This window comes from Streptomyces sp. NBC_01351, from assembly GCF_036237315.1.
GTDB lineage: Bacteria > Actinomycetota > Actinomycetes > Streptomycetales > Streptomycetaceae > Streptomyces.
The window spans coordinates 5,385,693-5,404,804 of sequence record NZ_CP108356.1; the positions used below are offsets into that span (position 1 = coordinate 5,385,693).

Consider the following 19,112-nt stretch of genomic DNA (forward strand, 5'->3'; position numbering starts at 1 on the left):
GAACGTCAGCTACCCTCCGGCGGCATGCGGACGACGACTGCACCCCGAACCGTCGCGGAGCTCATGGCGCGCCAATGGGGCGACCACCGGCCCGGTCTGAAGTACGAGGAGGGCGAGGGCGGCGAACGCCGCGTCCTCACCCACCACCGGACCGCCCGGGAAGCCGCCGCGCGCGCCGCGCTCCTCGTCGACCTCATGCCCCCGGGGGCCGAGCCGCACATCGGGTTGCTGCTCGACAACACCCCGGAGTTCCCGTTCTGGCTCGGCGCGGCGGCCCTCGCGGGGGCCGCCGTCGCGGGCATCAACCCCACCCGGCGGGGCCCCGAGCTGGCCCGCGACATCCTGCACACCGAATGCCGGATCCTCGTCACCGAGCGCACCCACCTGCCGCTCCTGCAGGGCCTCGACCTGCCGGGCGTACGACTCCTGATCACGGACACCGAGGAGTACGCGGCCCTCCTCGCCCCCTACGCGGCCGCCGAGCCCGGCGATGCGGTGCTCACCGCGCCCGGACCGGACACCCGCCTCCTCCTCTACTTCACCTCCGGCTCCACCGGCGCCCCCAAGGCCGCCATCTGCACCCAGGGCCGGCTGGCGGCCGCCGGAGCCTCCCTGGCGCGGAGCTTCTCGGTCGGCGAGGACGACGTCCACTACGTCTGCATGCCGCTCTTCCACGGCAACGCGGTGATCGCCGACTGGCTCCCGGCGCTCGTCGGCGGGGCGTCCGTGGCCCTCCGCCGCCGCTTCTCCGCGTCCGCGTTCCTGGACGACGTACGGGCGTACGGGGCCACGTACTTCACGTACGTCGGCCGCGCGATCCAGTACCTCCTGGCCACCCCGCCCACCCCGGACGACCGCACGCACAGCCTCCGCCTCGGCTTCGGCACCGAGGCCGGCGCGGTGGACGCGGCGCGCTTCGCCGAGCGGTTCGGGGTCCGGCTGGTCGAGGGCTACGGGGCCACCGAGGGCGGCGCCTCCGTCCAGCGGACGGCCGACACCCCGCCGGGTGCCCTGGGCCGGGCGGGGGCGGGGGACGACCTCGCGGTGATCGACCCGGAGACGGGCAAGGACTGCCCGCCGGCGGTCCTGGACGCGGACGGTCGCCTCCTCAACGGCTCGGAGGCCATCGGGGAGCTGGTCAACCGGGGCCGCAGCCTGTTCGAGGGCTACTGGCGCAACCCCGACGCGGAGGCCGCCCGCACGCGGGAGGGCTGGTACTGGACGGGAGACCTCTTCTTCCGGGACGCGGAGGGCTTCCTCTACTTCGCGGGCCGCACGGACGACCGGCTGCGCGTCGACAGCGAGAACCTGGCGGCCGCGGTGATCGAGAACATCCTGGCCCGCTGGCCGGCCGCGGCGGCGGTCGCCGTGTACGCGGTCCCGGACGAGGTCGCGGGCGACCAGGTGATGGCGGCCCTTTCCCTCCGGGAGGGCGCCGAATTCTCCCCCTCCGCCTTCGCCGCGTTCCTCGCGGCGCAGCCGGACCTGGGCACGAAGATGTCCCCCCGGTACGTCCGCGTCCTCCCGGAGATGCCGGTCACGGCGACGAACAAGGTCCACCGGGTCTCCCTGCGCCGGGCCGCGTTCCGCTGCCACCCGGACCCGGTCTGGCACCGCACCCCCTCCGGGGAGTACGCCCCCCTGGACGAGCAGGCCCTGACCACCCTCCTCGCCACCTACACCGCCCACGGCCGAGAGTCCCTCCTGGACCGCTAGCCCGCCCCCCGTACCGGGGCGGGGCCCGCAGCCGTGCCCGGCGCCGTCAGGTGGGGGTGTCCGCCGCCGTCTGCCGTGGCACTCGGGCGGTGATCAGGTCGCCGACCCCCGCCACCTCGTTCAGCGCCTGCGCGAGCGACAGCAGTACCTGCCGTACGGACTCGATCTCCGCCCGCAGTTCCGGCGTCCGCGACCAGCGCCGTTCGTGCGCTACCGGATCGACATGGTCGCCGCGCGTCGCCTCGTGCGCGGTCAGCAGGGGATGCCACTTGCTGAGCAGCGGCCGGATGGAAAGGTTGAGGACATTGACCGCCAGCGCCCCGAAGGTCACCTTCCCCGGCGCCACCCTCGGCGCGACCTCGGGCCCGTAACGCCGCAGGATCTCCCGCGTCGTCCCGAACACCGTGTAGAGCGAGGAGAGCGCCTCCCGGAGCAGGCCCTCGTCGTCGCCGAGCTCAACGACCGAAATGCGGGTGGCCAGTTCGACGTACAGCTCCCACGCAGCCTGCCGTTCGGCGTCCACGGGCTCCCACACGCCGCTGATCTCCCCCACGAAGGGAATGGAGAACTTGACCGTGATCTCCTGCGGGGTCAAGCCGCCCGTCCCGCGAAGGCGTCCTAATCTCTGTCGAAATCCCATCCCCCGAACCTTTCCCTCCGCCCAACTCTCCATGCCACCCTACGAGTTCCGCGAGACCACGTCAGCGTAGTCAGCCAAGCCGGGGGGCGGCCATGGACGAACGCCAGTACAGACGCGACGCCTTCATCTCGTACAGCCATCAACAGGACGTCCCGCTCGCCCAAGCGCTCCAGCGCGGTCTGCACCGGCTCGGCCGTCCCTGGACACGGCGCCAGACGGTCAGTGTCTTCCGCGACACCACCAGCCTCGCGGCGAGCAGTGACCTCGGCGGCGCGATCCTCAAGGAGCTGGCCGACTCCCGGTACTTCATCTACGTCGCCTCGCCCGCGGCGGCACAGTCGAGGTGGGTCCGCGAGGAGATCGAGTTCTGGATCGAGCACTGCCCCATGGACCGCTTCCTCATCGCGGTCAGCGACGGCACCATCGCCTGGGACCCGTCCCTCAACGACTGGGACTGGTCGCGCACGACCTGCCTCCCGGAGGTTCTGCGCGGGAAATTCGCCAAGGAACCCCTCTGGGTGGACCTCACGGCTGTCCGCGCCGCCGAAGAGTTCTCCTTACGGGACGCCCCGCTCCGTGATGCCGTGGCCACCCTGCTCGCCCCGCTCCGAGGCCGGACCAAGGACGAGATCGACAGCGAGGACCTCCGCCAGCGCCGCACGGCCCTGCGCATGCTGCGCGGCGCCGTCACCGCGCTGTCCTTCCTCCTGGTGACCGCGCTGATAGCCGGCTTCCTCGCCTGGCAACAGCGCAACGAGGCTCTGGCACGCGCCCGCACATCGGCCTCCCTGGCCCTCGCCGCCCGTGCGCTGGAGATGGCGGCCACCGACCCGCGCAGGTCCGCGCAGTACGCGCTGTACGCCTACGCGACCGAGCCGACCGGCGAGGCGGCGCAGGCCCTGGCGCGGGCGGTGGCGGGCAACGACAAGGTGTCACGGCACATGCAGGGCGGGAACGAGGCGGTCGCCGACTGGCGAAGCGCCGGCAACCGGCCCCCGACCGTGGTCGCGGTGAGCCGGGACGGAAGCACGATGGCCTACTACACGGCCTTCGATACCGAGGCCAAGGGCCCGGGTGTCGGCTACGTACACCTCTACGACATCCGGTCCGGCAAGGCCCTCCCGAGCCTCGACGGCGAGGGCTGGCCGCTCAGCGGCGGCCCGCTCCAGCTCAGCGCGGACGGACGGGTGCTCGCCGTCGCGGTCTGGCCGAACCGGATAGAGCTGTGGGACGTCCCCCAGGCCCGTTTGATGCGCACCATCGCCGCGGGCAACCGCGACGGCCTGTCCAATGCCACCATGGGCTTCCGCGCCTTCGCGCTCTCCCCGGACGGACAGCGGCTGGCCGCCGCGTTCCACTCCATGCCCGTCGAACGAGACGTTCACATAGCCGTCTGGGACACCGCGAGCGGCACACCCGTCAGTGAGGGATATGCCGACAGTATTTGGGTGGAGCTCGCGTTCCGCGATGCGAACCAGTTGGTCGCCGTCGACGGCGGCACCAGAACTGTGCGCACCCTGGACGGCAACACGTGGAGCGAACCGAGCAAGCTTCCCGGACTCCCCACGCCCGATGCCTCCGCCGATGAGCCCGGCGGCATGGTCCTCTCGGACGACTGGGACATGGCCTACGTGACATCCCCTTACGAGTGGGTCGACGGGGCGAAGGTCGCAGCCACCGCAGAGCTCTGGGACCTGGCCGCCGCCCGGCGGCTGGCTTCGGTGCCAGGAGGCGATATCCGGGCCTTGGCCCTTCCCCGGGACAACAACGCGATGGTGGTGGGAGACGCCAGACGGGGAGTGACCCTCTACGACACGGCCCTGCGCCAGCGCCGCATCCTCGGCGCCTTCCAGTTCCCGCTCCTCAGCATGGCGACATCCGGAGACGGGCAATGGGTCGCCGCAGGCACCGAAGACGGTGCGATCTCCCTCTTCTCCACCGCGAGCCTCCAGGGGGGCGCCGACGTCCCGAACGAGGACCAGCTGAAGGCCACTGAGCTCACGCCCGACCAGAGCCTCGCCTTCCGCGGCAAGGAGGGCGGTACGGACCTCTGGACGGTTGCCGACACGGGCGTGCAGCGGCTCGGGCACATCGGCACCCCCGTCGTCCGGGACGGCAACACCAGCGATGACGTGATCGCCAACGGGGACGGCTCCAGAGTGGTGGTGGAGAAGGCCGGCACCCTGACCCTCTGGGACCCGAAGACCGGAGCCCAGATCGGCTCACCCGCGGTGGACAGCCCGGTGAACCTGCCGCTGTTCTTCCTCCCGGACGGAATCCACCTGGTAGGCGCGGGCAACGGGGGCATATCGGTGACCGACACCCGTACCTGGAAGGTCGTCCAGGAGGTGCCGGGTACCGGGTCCTACGAGTCCTCGTCCGTCAGCGGGGACCGCAAGACCCTGGTGCTCCAGGAGAGGGAGGCGGTCACGGTGCTGCGCGTGACCAAGGGCAACCGCCTCAAGCAGGTGCACAGGACGAAGGAGGTGACGAAGGAGGTGATGAAGGGCGAACTCGCCGTCAGCCACAGTGGCGACAAGGTAGCCACCATCGACGGCGACAACCGCATCACCATCCTGGACGTGGCCTCCGGACGGACGGTCCGCAGCAGCGCGGTCTCCATCCGGGACGGCCAGCGGAGCGTGGTGTTCAACCGCGACTCCCGCTTCGTCGTCCAGGTCGTCGGGACCGGCAAGGACGCCACGTTCCAGTTCTGGGATGCCGAAACCGGTGAGTCGCGCGGCACGTGGGCGGTGGAGACGCAGGTCGTCGGCGCCCAGGACACCGTCCAGATGTTCACGGCCCCGAACGGCGCGATCCTCACCTTCGGCGCCGACGGATCCCTCATGCGCCGCACCATCGACATTGCGGCCTGGCGCGAGGTCCTGTGCAAGGTCGGCCCCGATCCGCTTCCTCGCAACGAGTACGACCGCTACCTCAAGGGCATGGACGTCAAGACCCCCTGCCGCCCCGACGCCAAGGAATGAGCGGGCCGGGCGGGGCCCGCGCCTCGGGGTAGGGCCAGGCATACCCCCCGGACACCCCCTGGGCCCATGGGCCGGCCCAGGCTCGGGGCATAGCTTGGCCCGTATGGACGATCACGCCCGCACCCCCTGGCAGGCCCTGGCCCGCGGCCGCTACCTCCGCACCGCCTGGCCCTGGCGAGCCGCGGGCTACCTCGCCGGGAGCGCCCTCACCGGCGTCCCCGCCCTCCTCGCCCTCACCCTCCTCGCCACCGCCGGCACGGCCCTCGGGATCGTGCTGGTCGGCCTGCCCCTCCTCGGTCTGCTCGCCCTCGTCGGCGTCCCCACCGGCGCCGTCGAGCGCCGCCGGCTGCGGCTGATCGACCTCGACCCCGCGCCCACCCCGCACCGCACGCCCACCGAGCCCGGCCTCGCCGCCTGGGTCCGGCTGCGTTTCCGGGAGCAGGCCACCTGGCGGGAGCTCGCCTACGCCTTCCTGCACGGCTTCGTGCTCTGGTGGGTGGACCTGGCGGCCTTCGCGCTGCTCCTCGGCGCGCCCCTCGTCCTCCTCACCACCCCCCTCCAGCTCGCCCTCGCCTCCGACTCGGAGGTCAGGGTGCTCAAGCTGTGGCTGGTCACCTCCTACCCGGCCGCCTTCGCCTGCGCCGCCGCCGGGGCGCTGCTCCTGCCCGCGCTCCTGTATCCCCTCGGCGCCCTCGCCGGCGCCCGGGCCGCCCTCACCCGCTCCCTCCTCGCCCCCCGCGAGCGCGAGCTGAAGGGCCGCCTCGACGAGGTCACCCGCTCCCGCGCCCGGCTCGTCGACGCCTTCGAGGCCGAGCGCCGCCGCATCGAACGCGATCTCCACGACGGCGCCCAGCAGCGTCTCGTCGCCCTCACCATGAGCCTCGGCCTCGCCCGCCTCGACGCGCCGCCCGGCCCGCTCGCCGACCAGCTCGCCGCCGCCCACACGGAGGCCGGCAAGGTCCTCGCCGAGCTGCGCGAACTGATCCACGGCATCCACCCCCAGGTGCTCACCGACTACGGGCTCACCGGCGCCCTCGCCGACATCGCCGAGCGGTCCGCCGTCCCCGTGGAAGCGGAGGTGCGGCTGCCGCGGCTCCCCGAGTCCGTCGAGGCCGCCGCCTACTTCGCCGTGTGCGAGGCCCTCGCCAACATCGGCAAGCACAGCGGCGCCGCCCGCGCCGGCGTCTCCGCCCGGCACACCGGCTCCGCGCTGCTGATCGACGTACGGGACGACGGGCGCGGCGGGGCGGATCCGGCCGCCGGATCCGGACTGACGGGACTCGCCGACCGGATCGCGGTCCTCGATGGCACACTGACGATCACCAGCCCGCCCGGCGGGCCGACCGTCCTGAGCCTGGAGATCCCTTGCCCGGTGAGCAATCCCTGAAGATCGTCCTCGCCGAGGACGGCGTGCTGCTGCGCGAAGGGCTCGTCGGTCTGCTGACGCGTTTCGGCCACGAGGTGGTCGCCGCCGTCGGGGACGCGGACGAACTGCGCACCGCCGTCGCCGCGCACGGCCCGGACATCGTCGTCACCGACGTACGCATGCCCCCCGGCTTCACCGACGAGGGACTGCGCGCCGCGGTCGAGCTCCGGGCGGCCCGCCCGAACCTGCCCGTGCTGGTGCTCAGCCAGTACGTGCAGCGCTCGTACGCCGCCGACCTGCTCGACTCCGGCGACGGCAGCGGTGTCGGCTACCTCCTCAAGGACCGGGTCGGTCAGGTGGAGCAGTTCCTCGACGCGGTGGTCACCGTCGCGGCCGGCGGCACGGTGGTGGACCCGGAGGTCGTACGCCAGCTGCTGCGCCGGCGCCGCGATCCGCTCTCCGCGCTGACGCCGAGGGAGCGGGAGGTGCTGGGCCTGGTGGCGGAGGGCAAGTCGAACGGGGCCATCGCCCGGGACCTGGTCGTCTCCGAGGCGGCCGTGGGCAAACACATCGGGAACATCCTGGGGAAGCTGGACCTGCCGCCCGCCGAGGAGACCCACCGCCGGGTGCTGGCCGTGCTCGCCTACCTGCGGGGGTGAGGTCCGGGGCGGGTCCGGGGCCGGGCCGGGTGGGTCCGGGTATTGGTTTTGAGCACTCCCGGGGACCGGGTAGTATTTTCTCTGTCAGGCGCCGCTAGCTCAGTTGGTTAGAGCAGCTGACTCTTAATCAGCGGGTCCGGGGTTCGAGTCCCTGGCGGCGCACCTGTACTTCGGGCGGTTTCCGGTTCACCGGGAACCGCCCGAAGTGTTTTCCGGTCCGAGGTGCGGCCCCCCGCGCGCCCCATGCCCCCTAGAGGGTGAGCGACAGCAGCAGCGGCGCAGCCTTCCGGTTCAGGGTGTCCGCCGCGGCGCGCAGCCGGTGCGCGTGTTCCACGGGCATCGACAGGGCCAGGCAGCCCACCGAGGCGCCGGCCGTGATCGGGACCGCCGCGCAGACCGTGCCCACGGCGTACTCCTGCAGGTCCAGCATCGGCACGGTGGCCGGCTGGGCGTCCAGCTTGGAGAAGAGGATCCGCTCGTTCACGATCGTCTTCGACGTGAGCCGGGCGATCTTGTGCCGGGAGAGGTGGTCGCGCCGCCCGTTCAGGTCGAGCTGCGTCAGCAGGCACTTGCCGACCGCGCTGGCGTGCGCGGCGGAGCGGAAGTCGACCCACTCGTGCACCTTGGGCGTGCGCGGGCTGTCGGCGAACTGCGTGATCCTTACTTCACCGTCCACGTACCGGCTGATGTAGACGGCCGCGCCGACGGAGTCGCGCAGCCGGTCCAGGGTCTCCTGGAGCTTGTCCGTCAGGGCTTGCTGCCGGTCGGTGCCGGAGCCGAGCAGGACGAGGGAATCCCCTATGGCATAGGCGCCGTCTGACACCTGCAGGACATATCCCTCCCGGCGCAGCATGAGCAGCATCGGAGCGAGATGGACTGCGGGCAGGCCGGTCTCACGCGCGATCTGCACGTCGGTCACACCGCCGGTGTGCCGTGCGATCGTTTCGAGTACGCGCAGTGCGTACTGCACCGAGTGGAACGGCGCGGTCGGCTCGGGCTTCAGCGCCACGGTTTCCCCCTACCAGGTTGTTACCGCTTGCCCTACCACGATAGCCATCAAGAGGCCCATGTGGAGCGCCTGTTGAGGAGATTGATGGCTCAATCAGGCCGCCTCGCCTGTATCTACTCCTCTGGCATATGCCAAGGTCATGAGCACGGTCCTCGGTGCCGGGAATGCCCGGTCGTCGCCGATGGTTCGAACTCCTCGTACGGACGTGGATTCGGGACGGGAGCGACGACGATGGGCGACACCGGGGACGCGGGTCGGCGGGGCGCTGGGAGCGGCGGGCGAGGGGACGGCGGACGAGGGAGCAACGGACGAGGGAGCAGCGGACGAGGGGCGACCCCATCCGCGCCGCCGCCCGCGGCCGGGCGCCCGTGCCGCTCTCCGTCCTGGACCTTGTCACCGTCGGGGCCGGCCGCACCGCCCACGAGGCGCTGCGCACCAGCGTGGCGCTGGCCCGGCTCGCCGAGTCCCGCGGGTACCACCGCCACTGGGTCGCCGAGCACCACTCCATGCCCGGGGTCGCGAGCTCCTCCCCGGCGGTGATCCTGGCGCACCTGGCCGCGCACACCTCCCGGATCCGCCTCGGTTCGGGCGGGGTCATGCTGCCCAACCACGCCCCGCTCGCCGTCGCCGAGCAGTTCGGCACCCTGGAGGCGCTCGCCCCGGGCCGGATCGACCTCGGGCTCGGCCGGGCTCCCGGTACCGACGGGCGCACGGCCGCCGCGCTGCGCGGGCCGGGCCGCCTCGACGAGGCCGCGGACGAGTTCCCGCGTCGGCTCGCGGAGCTCACCCGCTTCCTCGACGACGACTTCCCGGACGGGCATCCGTACGCCCGCGTGCACGCCGTGCCGGGGCCGGTCCAGGGCCCCACCGGGCGGCCGCCGCTGTGGCTGCTCGGCTCCTCCGGCTTCAGCGCGCGCCTCGCCGGGGAGCTCGGCCTGCCCTTCGCGTACGCCCACCACTTCTCCGCGGCCGGCACCCTGCCCGCGCTCGACCTCTACCGCGAGAGCTTCCGGCCCTCGGCCGTGCTGGACACCCCGTACGCCGTCATCGGGGTCTCGGCGCTCGCCGCCGACACCGACGCGCGGGCCCGTGCCCAGGTGCTGACGGGCGCGCTGTCGATGCTCCGGCTGCGCAGCGGGCGGCCCGGTCTGATCCCGACGCCGGAGGAGGCGGCGGCGTACGCGTTCACCCCGCTGGAGCGGGAGTTCGTGGACGGCTGGCTCGCGAACGTGGTCCACGGCACCCCGGACGAGGTCCGTGAGGGGCTCGACGCCCTGGCGAAGCGGACGGGCGCGGACGAGCTGATGCTGACCGCCAATGCCCACGGCGGGGAGGCCCGGTTGCGCTCGTACGAGCTCGTCGCAGATGCGTACGGCATGGAGGCCGGATGATCGGGGGCTGTCGGCCTGCCGGTTCACTCTTTTGAGTGACAGTGCGTCTTAGCGCGCGTTGTTACGTTCGCTGAGTGGACGTGAATGAGTGGGCACAGGCAAGGGACGTGGGTCCTCGCCCTGCGTCCGCCTGCACGGGCACGGGCGAGGCTGCCGCGCATGACTGACCCCACAAAGAAGCTCCGCGCCATCGCCCCACCCTTCGTAGCGCTCGGGCCGACAGGTGTGGCAATTCGGGACCGACTCAAGGACCTGAGCGCCGCGGACGAGCAAGTCCTGCGTGTGATTGGTGAGCATCTGGGTGCGTTGGCGTCGCGTGACCTCAAGCAACGTTGTGCCGACGGCCTGAACCACGGCACGGATACGTGGGCAGCCCGGAAGCGCGGACTGACAGCGGTGTCGTCGTCCCGGTGGGCCGGAGCGATTACCAAAACCACGCACGATCAATGGGCGCTCGCCCGGCGCTGTCAGCTCGCACACATTCAGAACCTGGAAGCCGACATACGGACACTGAGACATCGTTTGTCCTTGCCCATCGGGGAGAAAGGCTCCAAGCGGTCCGCAGGCGGTTACCGGTCCAAGAGCGAGTGGTTCCACAAGTCCCGCCGCGTGGCGGTCCTGGAGACCCGGCACGCTGCCGCCGTTCGCGACTGGCAGGCCGGGCGTGTCCGGGTCGTGCGGGGCGGGCGGCGTCTGCTCAACACTCGCCACCACCTTGAAGCAGCGCAACTCACCGAAGTCGAATGGCGGGAAGCCTGGGAGGCTGAACGCTGGTTCCTGGCCGCCGACGGAGAGTCCGGCAAGGCGCTGGGGAACGAGACGATCCGCGTCACCCCCGACGGTGAGGTCTCCATCAGGCTGCCAGCGCCGCTCGCCCACTTGGCGAACGCCAAGCACGGACGATACGCCCTCACCGCGAAGGTCTCCTTTCGTCATCGGGGTCAGGAGTGGGCCGACCGTATCGGAGCAGACCGGGCGGTGGCCTACCGAATCCACTACGACACGGCGCGTGGACGCTGGTATTTGACCGCTTCCTGGCGGCGGCCCACTGTTCAGACCATCCCGCTCGCCGTCGCCCGCGCAAAGGGAATGGTCGGCGTGGATGCGAATGCCGACCACTTCGCCGCCTACCAGCTCGACGCTCACGGCAACCCCGTCGGATCTCCTCACCGCTTCCACTACGACCTGTCAGGGTCATCCGATCACCGGGACGCCCAGGTCCGCCACGCCCTCACCCAGTTGCTCCACTGGGCCAAGCGCATCGGCGTGAACGCCATCGCCATCGAGGATCTCGACTTCACGGCGGAGAAGACCCGCGAGAAGCACGGCCGCAGAAAGCGGTTCCGGCGGCTGGTCTCCGGTATCCCGACCGGGAAGCTCAAAGCCCGGCTCGTCTCGATGGCTGCTGAGCAGGGTCTTGCGATCGTTGCGGTCGACCCGGCCTACACCTCCAGATGGGGCGGCCAGCACTGGCAGAAGCCTCTGGTCACCTCACGCCGAAAGATGTCTCGTCACGATGCCGCAGGTGTCGCGATCGGACGACGCGCCCTCGGGCACCCGATCCGGCGACGGATGACACCGCCCCCATGCGACCAGAGCGATCGTTTGGGGCATCGGACCATCCAGGCCGAACCGGGTGCCCGAGCGTGCGAGGGAACCTGCCCACTCGCAACGGACCGCGTTCCAGGAGACGTGTCACCGAGCGGGAAGCGAAAGCAGGGAACCAGCGCGCCCAACACCGTTCGGGACGCGCGCAGTACGGATCGGTGGGTTCAAGACCCACTGATCCCTACTGGCTAGGAACGGTTTACGGATGTGCATGAACGGCCTTCGAGTGTTCGGCTGGTTTGTTGCCAAAACCTTGCGGGACGGTGTCTCAAGGGATCCTTAAACTGCTCGTCACCGGGGGCGGCGAGCGGCTTCTGACGTGTGGTCGACTCCCTGACCGGGGGATCTTCTCCCTGAGTGGTCTAGTCCTTCTTTGGTCCAAACCATTGACTCAGGCCTCGGGTGATCGCTATCTCTTCTCTCACCCACCAGTTCTGCCCTCCCCCCACGTCCGGAGGCTGTTCCATGCACATCCGTAAATCTCTCACCGCGGCTGCCGCCACCGCCGCGCTGGCGGCCGGAGCGCTCGCCGCCTTCGCCGGGCTCGGCACCGCCCAGGCCGCAGGCGCCGGCACGACCGCGGCCGCCGGCGGCGTCCGGATCGCCTACTACGACCAGTGGAGCGTGTACGGGAACGCCTTCTACCCCAAGCACCTCGACACGCGCGGCATAGCGGGCAAGCTGGATGTCATCAACTACTCCTTCGGGAACATCCACCCCACCGAGCTCACCTGTTTCGAAGCGAACAAGGCGGCGGGCGACGACAACAACCCCAACGCCGGTGACGGCGCGGGCGACTCGTACGCCGACTACCAGAAGTCCTTCAGCGCGGCGGACAGCGTCGACGGCGTGGCCGACAAGTGGGACCAGCCGATCGTCGGCGTCTTCAACCAGTTCAAGGAACTGAAGGCCAAGTACCCGCACCTGAAGATCAACATCTCGCTGGGCGGCTGGACGTACTCCAAGTACTTCCACGACGCGGCCAAGACCGACGCCGCCCGCAAGAAGTTCGTCGCCTCCTGCATCAAGCAGTACATCAAGGGCGACCTCCCGGTGGAGGGCGGCTTCGGCGGCCCCGGCACCGCGGCCGGCATCTTCGACGGCATCGACATCGACTGGGAGTACCCCGGCTCCTCGGGCGGCCACCTGGGCAACCACTACGGCCCCGAGGACAAGCAGAACTTCACCCTCCTGCTGCAGGAGTTCCGCAAGCAGCTCGACGCCGAGGGCGCGGCCAACGGCGGCAAGAAGTACATGCTGACCGCGGCGCTGCCGGCCGGCCAGGACAAGATCAAGTACATCGAGACGGACAAGATCGGCGCGTACCTCGACTACGCGAACATCATGACGTACGACATGCACGGCGCCTGGGACGGCGACGGGCCGACGTACCACCAGTCCCCGCTGTACCCGTCCGCGGCCGACCCGACCGACCCGATCGCTCCGGGCACCGAGAAGTACAGCATCGACAACGCCATCGACTCCTGGATCGACGGCAACCCGGCCTACGGCATCACGGGCGGCTTCCCCGCCAACAAGCTGACCCTGGGCTACGAGTTCTACTACCGCGGCTGGAAGGGCGTCCCGGCGGGCACCACCAACGGCCTCGCCCAGACCGCCACCGGCGGATCCGCCGCCCGTCCGCTCAGCCAGCAGGCCGGCATCGCGCACTACAAGGAGCTCGGCGGGATCGTCGACAACGCGGCGACCACCTTCTGGGACGACCAGTCCAAGTCCTCGTACTTCTACAAGGACGGCGAGTTCTTCACCGGCCTCAACCAGAAGTCCGTCCAGGCCCGGGTCGACTACGGCAAGCAGCGCGGTCTGGCCGGCGCGATGATGTACTCCCTGCTCGGCCTGGACAACAACATCACCCTGCTGAACCAGATCTCGGACGCCCTCGGCGGAGCCACCCAGCCGCCGGTCACCACCCCGCCGACGACCGCTCCGCCCACCACGACCCCGCCGACCACGCAGCCCCCGACCGGCTGCGGCTCGCTCCCGGCGTACGTCGCGGGCACGGTCTACACGGCCGGCAACGAGGTCTCCCACAACGGCCGCAAGTACAAGGCCCAGTGGTGGACGCAGAACGAGACGCCGGGCACCACCGGTGAATGGGGTGTCTGGAAGGACCTCGGCGCCTGCTGATCGCCCCCCACCCCGCGCCGAGCGCCGGCCGCCCCCGCCCTCTCTCCTCAGAGGCCGGGGGCGGCCGTGTTCGGGGTGACCAGACCCGTCTCGTAGGCGGCGATGACCAACTGCGCCCGGTCCCGGGCCCCGAGCTTGGCCAGCAGCCGGCCGATGTGGGTCTTCACCGTGCCCCGGCTCAGCGTCAGGTGCTCCCCGAGCTCCGTGTTGGACAGGCCCTGCGCGATCAGCATCAGCACCTCGCGCTCGCGCCCGGTCAGCTCGCCCAGCCCGGCCGGCGCGGGCACGCCCGGCGGGCGCCGCGCGAACTCCGACACCAGCCTGCGGGTCACCGAAGGCGCCAGCAGCGCCTCGCCCGAGGCCACCACGCGGATCGCGTCCAACAGGGCCGCCGGGGGAGTGTCCTTCAGCAGGAAGCCGCTGGCCCCGGCGCGCAGCGCCGCGTACACGTACTCGTCCAGGTCGAAGGTGGTCAGGACCAGCACCCGGACCTCCGGCTGGGCCGCGGTGATCAGGCGGGTCGCCTCGATGCCGTCCATCTCCGGCATCCGGACGTCCATCAGGACCACGTCGGGCAGCCCGGCGGCGGCCAGCTCCACCGCCTCCACCCCGGTCGACGCCTCGCCCGTCACGCTCAGCCCCGGCGCGGTCTCCACCAGCACCCGGAAGCTCCCGCGCAGCAGCGCCTGGTCGTCGACGATCAGCACCCGCGTCACGCGCCGGCCCCCGACGCCAGCCGGGCCGACACCCGGAAGCCCCCCTCGGGCCGGGGACCCGCGGTGAACTCGCCCTGGTACATGGCCACCCTCTCGCGGATGCCGGTGAGCCCGTGGCCCGGTGTGTGACCGGGCAGCACGTCACCCTCGTTGACGACCATGATGCGCAGGTCGCGCGTCACCGTGACCCGGCAGGTCGTCGGAGCCGCGTGCTTGATCACATTGGTCACCGCCTCCTGGACGATCCGGTACGCGGCCAGCTCCAGCCCCGGGGCGAGCGGCGGCAGTTCGGCGACCTCCAGGGTCACCTCGACCCCGGCGCGGGCCGCCCGGTCCGCGACCGCGGCCAGATCGGACAGGCCCGGGGCGGGCGCGACCTCGGGGGCTCCCGGCTCCTCCGGGGTCCCCTCCGGGGTCCGCAGCACGGCCAGGGTGCTGCGCATCTCGGCCAGCGCCTGGCGCCCCGTCTCCTCGATGTGCCGCAGCGCCTCACGGGTCTCCTGCGGCCGTACGTCGGCCACGTGCGCGGCGATCGCGGCCTTCACCGTGATCACAGACAGACTGTGGGCCACGATGTCGTGCATCTCCCGGGCGATCCGCAGCCGTTCCCCGGTGACCGCGTGCTCGGCCAGCTGGAGCGCCGACCGCTCGGCGAACGCCCGCCGCTCCCGGACGTAGCGGCCGATGCCCCACGGCGCCGCGAAGGCCAGCAGCACCAACGGCCACGGGCCCACGTCCCGGGCGAGGAGCAGCCCCGCGCCCAGAGCGGCCACCAAGGGCTCCCAGCGCCCGCCCAGGGCCGCCGTGTACAGCACCAGCGCCAGGCACGCGTACGGCGCCGGACTGGCGTAGTCCGGAACCATCCCGGCGGCGAAGGCGACCACCACCGCGGCCCACACCACGGCGAACGCGGCGAGCGGGTGCACCCGCCGCACGGCGACCGGCCCGCCGACGGCCACGGCCATCGCCCAGGAGACGGCTACGGGTTCGGGCGTGGGCGGCTCGCGGATCGCCAGGTACGACGCGAACACCAGGAGGGGCGCGAGCACCGCGTCGACCACGATCAGGCGCTGCCGGCTGAGGAACATCCCGCCGACGGTAGCCGACCGGCCGGCGCCGGGGATCGGACCCAGGTCCGACGCCCAGGACCCGACCGTGCTCCGATGTGCCGCCCCCCGCCCCGGCGGCAGGCTTCAACCCATGATCTCCGTCAACGCACTGACCAAGCGGTACGGCGACGCCCTCGCCGTCGACCGGCTGTCCTTCGAGGTGGAACCGGGCCGGGTGACCGGCTTCCTGGGCCCCAACGGCTCCGGCAAGTCCACCACCATGCGGGCCGTCCTCGGCCTCGACACCCCTACCTCGGGCGAGGCCCTGGTCAACGGGCGCCCCTTCGCCACCTCGGCCTCCCCGATGCGGGAGGTCGGCGCCCTGCTCGACGCCGGAGCCGTCCACGGCGGGCGGCGGGCCGCCGACCACCTCAACTGCCTGGCCCGCAGCAACGGGATCGCGCCCTCCAGGGTCCCGGAGGTGCTGGAGCAGGTCGGGCTCGGCGGCGTCGGCCGCAAGCGGGTCAAGGGCTTCTCGCTCGGGATGAAGCAGCGCCTGGGCGTGGCCGCCGCCCTGCTCGGGGATCCGGGGATCCTCGTCTTCGACGAGCCGGTCAACGGCCTCGACCCGGACGGGATCCGGTGGATCCGCGGCCTGATGCGCTCGCTCGCCGCCGAGGGCCGGACCGTGCTGATGTCCAGCCACCTGATCACCGAGATGGCCCTCACCGCCGACCACGTGGTGGTCATCGGGCAGGGCCGGCTGATCGACTCCGCGCCCGTCGCCGAACTGGCCGGGCGCTTCGGCTCCCTGGAAGACGCCTACGTCCGCCTCACCGAGAACACCGTGGAGTACCGATGAGAGCCGTGTCCATGAGCAGCGTCGTCGCCTCCGAGTGGCTGAAGCTGCGCACAGTCCGCTCCACCTACGGCCTGCTGGGCGCCTCCGCCGGGATCCTGCTCCCGGCGGCCGGGATCTCCGCGGCGATGATCGCAGACTGGGACGGATCCGGAGCCGACGCGCAGGCGCTCTTCGCCAGCGCCGACCCGGGCGTCCTGGTCATGCCGTTCGCGCAGTTCTGCCTGGCCGCGCTGGGCGCCCTGGCGATCACCTCGGAGTACGCGACCGGGACGATCCGCCCGAGCGCGCTGGCCGTTCCGGACCGGCGCCGGCTGTTCGCGGCCAAGGCCGTGGTCGTCGCCGTCGTGGGCTTCCTCGCCGGGCAGCTCGTCGCCCTCGCCTCGATGGCCGCCGGGCACCTCCTCACGGGGGACCGGCCCGCCCCCATCGCCGCCGTCACGAGCCTGGCCGACGCCTTCCAGCAGGGGCTGCTGCTCACGGCATCGGCCGTGGTGGGGCTGGGGCTGGGGGCGGTGATCCGGTCCACCGCCGGGACGTTCGTGGCGCTGGCCGGGCTGATCTTCGTACTGCCGGCGCTCGCGGCCTTCCTGCCCTGGGACGTGGCCGCGTACATGCTCCCCAACCTGGCGGCGCTGGCCGCCGGGCCGGCCCTGCTCGCGATGGCCGGGTACGGGGGCGCGGCGCTGGCGGCCGGCGCGGCGGCGGGCCGGCTCCGGGACGTGTGAGCCGGCGTCGTGACCGTACGGGGCCCGCCCCCGCACCCCCCGGTCAGACCAGGGGGTGCGGGGCGGGCCCGTCCTGTTCGGCGGTGGCGGCCTCGGCGGCGGTGGCGGCCGCCTCGGCCGCCGCCACCTGACGGACGATCATGCGGGCGATCGCGTCCGGCGGCACCGCGCGGGAGTACAGCCACCCCTGGCCCGTGTCGCAGCCGACGCGGCGCAGCCGGGCCGCCTGGCCGGCGGTCTCCACGCATTCCGCGGTGACGGTGAGGCCGAGCCGGTGCGCGAGCTGGACCAGGGCCTCGACGATGGTCTCGTCGGCCGGGTTCGGATGGGTGCCCTCCTCGTAGCGGAAGCCCCGCACGAACGAGCCGTCCAGCTTCAGGACCGAGACCGGCAGCCGGCTCAGGTACGCGAGGTTCGAGTACCCGGTCCCGAAGTCGTCGATCGCGATCCGCACGCCCATGTCGCTGAGCGCCTGCAGGGCCTGGAGCGGCCGGCCCGCAGAGCCCATCACCGCCGACTCGGTCAGCTCCAGCTGCAGCAGCTGCGGCGCCAGACCCGTCTCGGCGAGGATCTCCGCGACGTCGCCCACCAGGTCCGAGTCCCACACCTGCCGCACCGCGACGTTGACCGACACGAAGACCGGGGCGTCGCTGGGCTGCTCGATCTGCCAGCGCCGCGCCTGCCGACAGGCCGTGCGCAGCACCCACTGCCCCAACTGGACGATGGAGCCGTCCTCTTCGGCGATCCCGATGAACCGATTCGGCGTCAACGTGCCGAACTGCGGGTGCTGCCAGCGCACCAGGGCCTCGACCCCGCGCAGCGCCCCGCTCTCCAGGTCCACCAGCGGCTGGTACTCCAGCTCGAACTCCCCGCGCTCCACGGCCGGCCGCAGCGTGGAGGAGAGCGCCTGCCTCGTCATGCGGTGCGCGTTGCGCTCCGGGTCGAAGAGGGTCCAGCGGGCCTTCCCGTCCGCCTTTGCCCAGTACAGGGTGGTGTCGGCGGCCTGCATGAGGCAGGTCGCCGAGGTGCCGGCCGTGGCCCGTTCCACCACGCCGATCGACGCGGAGACCGACAGCCGCTGCCCGGCCAGGTCGAACGGCTCCTGTACGGCGGCCAGTACGCTCCGCGCCAGCTCGGCGAGCTGCTCGGTGCCGGTGGAGTCCTCCACGAGCAGGGCGAACTCGTCGCCGCCGAGCCGCGCCACGAGGTGGCCGCTCGTACGCCCGTACCCGGACTGGTCGGCGCACTGGGTCAGCCGGGCGGCGACGGCGGCCAGCAGCCGGTCGCCGACGCGGTGGCCGAGGGTGTCGTTGACGGCCTTGAAGCCGTCGAGGTCCAGGTAGCAGAGCCCGATCCGGCCGGTGCCGCCGCCGTGTTCGTACGAGGAGGCCTCCAGGGCGGCGGAGAGCCGCTCGAAGAACAGTGCCCGGTTGGGCAGCCGTGTGACGGGGTCGTGCATCTGGAGGTGGCGCAACCGGGCCTGGAGGTCGCGCCGGTCGCTGATGTCGGCGACGGACAGCAGGACGTCCCCGGTCCCGGGTACGGGCCCCAGGGTGACCTCCGTCCACAGCGAGTGCCCATCGGGGTGCTTGAGGCGCCGGGTGCAGCGCAGCCGGGCCTGCCGCCCGCGGAGCACCTCCTGGTACGCGGCCCAGGTGCGGGCCTCCGCGGCCAGGTCGACCAGGTCGGCGGCGCACCGGTGCGCGATCTCGTGCGGCTCGGCGCCGAGCAGGCCGGCGAAGGCCTGGTTGGCGGTGACGACGTAGCCGTCGCGGTCGACGACGGCCATGGCGAGGTGGGCCGCGTTGAACGCGGCCCGGTAGTCGCGCCGTTCCGTCTCGGCGCGGGACGGGCTTGCCGTCGCCGCCGACACTGCTGCCGGCACTGCCGTGTGACGCTCCGTGACGGCCGATCGGATGCTGTCGGCCGCCGAACCGGTTCCTTCTGAGGTTCCGCTCACCGTTGGCTCCCGCAGTGCGTGTGGGTGTCCGTGCAGGAAAGTGTGCCGATCATAGAGGCTGCCGGGAGGCCCTATCCAGCGGCGTCGCCGTGCGGGGGGCGGCAGTTCGGCGTGATGACGAAGTGTTGGCCAAGGGTCGGGCGATCGTTTCTGCACGGCTGTGAGCATGCGGAGGTCTCTGCTGATCTCGCGTGATCGGTCGTGACGTTCTGTAGGTGGGGGCGTGAAGTCCAGGGGTCACCGGGTTGCCGTACCGCTCACTCGTGTGGGGCAGCG

Annotated in this window: 14 protein-coding genes and 1 tRNA gene; 10 read left to right on the forward strand and 5 right to left on the reverse strand. The window is 71.8% G+C overall.

Annotated features, from left to right (window positions below; translation table 11 throughout):
* Positions 1 to 24 precede the first annotated feature (24 nt).
* Positions 25 to 1,716 (forward strand): AMP-binding protein, encoded by a 1,692-nt coding sequence (locus OG625_RS24810; protein ID WP_329385103.1) that lies wholly within the window; start codon positions 25 to 27, stop codon positions 1,714 to 1,716.
* Positions 1,717 to 1,762: 46 nt separating this feature from the next.
* Here OG625_RS24810 and OG625_RS24815 read toward each other — a convergent pair whose 3' ends face one another.
* On the reverse strand, positions 1,763 to 2,311 hold the full coding sequence (locus OG625_RS24815) for a hypothetical protein (protein ID WP_329385105.1): 549 nt from the start codon (positions 2,309 to 2,311) through the stop codon (positions 1,763 to 1,765).
* Between the two features lie 137 nt (positions 2,312 to 2,448).
* Between OG625_RS24815 and OG625_RS24820 the strand changes: the two genes are divergently transcribed.
* From OG625_RS24820 to OG625_RS24835, 4 genes are all read left to right on the forward strand, one after another.
* Positions 2,449 to 5,343, forward strand: a complete 2,895-nt coding sequence (locus tag OG625_RS24820; RefSeq protein ID WP_329385107.1) for a toll/interleukin-1 receptor domain-containing protein — start codon at positions 2,449 to 2,451, stop codon at positions 5,341 to 5,343.
* Between the two features lie 103 nt (positions 5,344 to 5,446).
* Complete coding sequence (locus OG625_RS24825; protein ID WP_329385109.1) at positions 5,447 to 6,730, forward strand: sensor histidine kinase; 1,284 nt, start codon at positions 5,447 to 5,449, stop codon at positions 6,728 to 6,730.
* On the forward strand, positions 6,709 to 7,368 hold the full coding sequence (locus OG625_RS24830) for a response regulator transcription factor (protein ID WP_329385111.1): 660 nt from the start codon (positions 6,709 to 6,711) through the stop codon (positions 7,366 to 7,368). The genes OG625_RS24825 and OG625_RS24830 overlap by 22 nt, the downstream gene beginning before the upstream one ends.
* An 88-nt stretch (positions 7,369 to 7,456) precedes the next feature.
* Positions 7,457 to 7,530, forward strand: a tRNA-Lys gene (locus tag OG625_RS24835).
* An 88-nt stretch (positions 7,531 to 7,618) separates the two neighbouring features.
* On the opposite strand, the gene OG625_RS24840 is transcribed toward OG625_RS24835, so the two are convergent.
* Positions 7,619 to 8,377, reverse strand: coding sequence for an IclR family transcriptional regulator (locus OG625_RS24840; protein ID WP_329385114.1), 759 nt, complete (start codon positions 8,375 to 8,377; stop codon positions 7,619 to 7,621).
* Between the two features lie 368 nt (positions 8,378 to 8,745).
* Between OG625_RS24840 and OG625_RS24845 the strand changes: the two genes are divergently transcribed.
* The 3 genes from OG625_RS24845 (at position 8,746) to OG625_RS24855 (ending at position 13,524) form a co-directional block, all read left to right on the forward strand.
* A complete protein-coding gene (locus OG625_RS24845; protein ID WP_443067769.1) occupies positions 8,746 to 9,768 on the forward strand; it encodes an LLM class flavin-dependent oxidoreductase in 1,023 nt (340 codons plus the stop codon).
* Between the two features lie 159 nt (positions 9,769 to 9,927).
* On the forward strand, positions 9,928 to 11,568 hold the full coding sequence (locus OG625_RS24850) for a transposase (RefSeq protein ID WP_329385117.1): 1,641 nt from the start codon (positions 9,928 to 9,930) through the stop codon (positions 11,566 to 11,568).
* A 273-nt stretch (positions 11,569 to 11,841) separates the two neighbouring features.
* Positions 11,842 to 13,524: a glycosyl hydrolase family 18 protein gene (locus OG625_RS24855; protein WP_329385122.1), complete on the forward strand. Its 1,683-nt coding sequence runs from the start codon at positions 11,842 to 11,844 to the stop codon at positions 13,522 to 13,524.
* A gap of 47 nt (positions 13,525 to 13,571) precedes the next feature.
* Here OG625_RS24855 and OG625_RS24860 read toward each other — a convergent pair whose 3' ends face one another.
* Together OG625_RS24860 and OG625_RS24865 are read right to left on the reverse strand one after the other, a co-directional pair.
* Positions 13,572 to 14,240, reverse strand: coding sequence for a response regulator transcription factor (locus tag OG625_RS24860; RefSeq protein WP_329385126.1), 669 nt, complete (start codon positions 14,238 to 14,240; stop codon positions 13,572 to 13,574).
* Entirely contained in the window at positions 14,237 to 15,328 is a 1,092-nt protein-coding gene (locus tag OG625_RS24865; RefSeq protein ID WP_329385129.1) for a sensor histidine kinase, read from the reverse strand. Before OG625_RS24865 ends, OG625_RS24860 begins: the two co-directional genes overlap by 4 nt.
* A gap of 112 nt (positions 15,329 to 15,440) precedes the next feature.
* Here OG625_RS24865 and OG625_RS24870 point away from each other — a divergent pair, with 112 nt between their 5' ends.
* A complete protein-coding gene (locus OG625_RS24870; RefSeq protein ID WP_329385132.1) occupies positions 15,441 to 16,151 on the forward strand; it encodes an ABC transporter ATP-binding protein in 711 nt (236 codons plus the stop codon).
* An 11-nt stretch (positions 16,152 to 16,162) separates the two neighbouring features.
* Entirely contained in the window at positions 16,163 to 16,876 is a 714-nt protein-coding gene (locus OG625_RS24875) for an ABC transporter permease (protein WP_329385135.1), read from the forward strand.
* A 43-nt stretch (positions 16,877 to 16,919) separates the two neighbouring features.
* Here the strand turns inward: OG625_RS24875 and OG625_RS24880 are convergent, their stop codons facing one another.
* Positions 16,920 to 18,836 carry a putative bifunctional diguanylate cyclase/phosphodiesterase gene (locus tag OG625_RS24880; protein WP_329385138.1) on the reverse strand — a complete coding sequence of 639 codons (1,917 nt, stop codon included), beginning with the start codon at positions 18,834 to 18,836 and terminating at the stop codon, positions 16,920 to 16,922.
* Positions 18,837 to 19,112 lie beyond the last annotated feature (276 nt).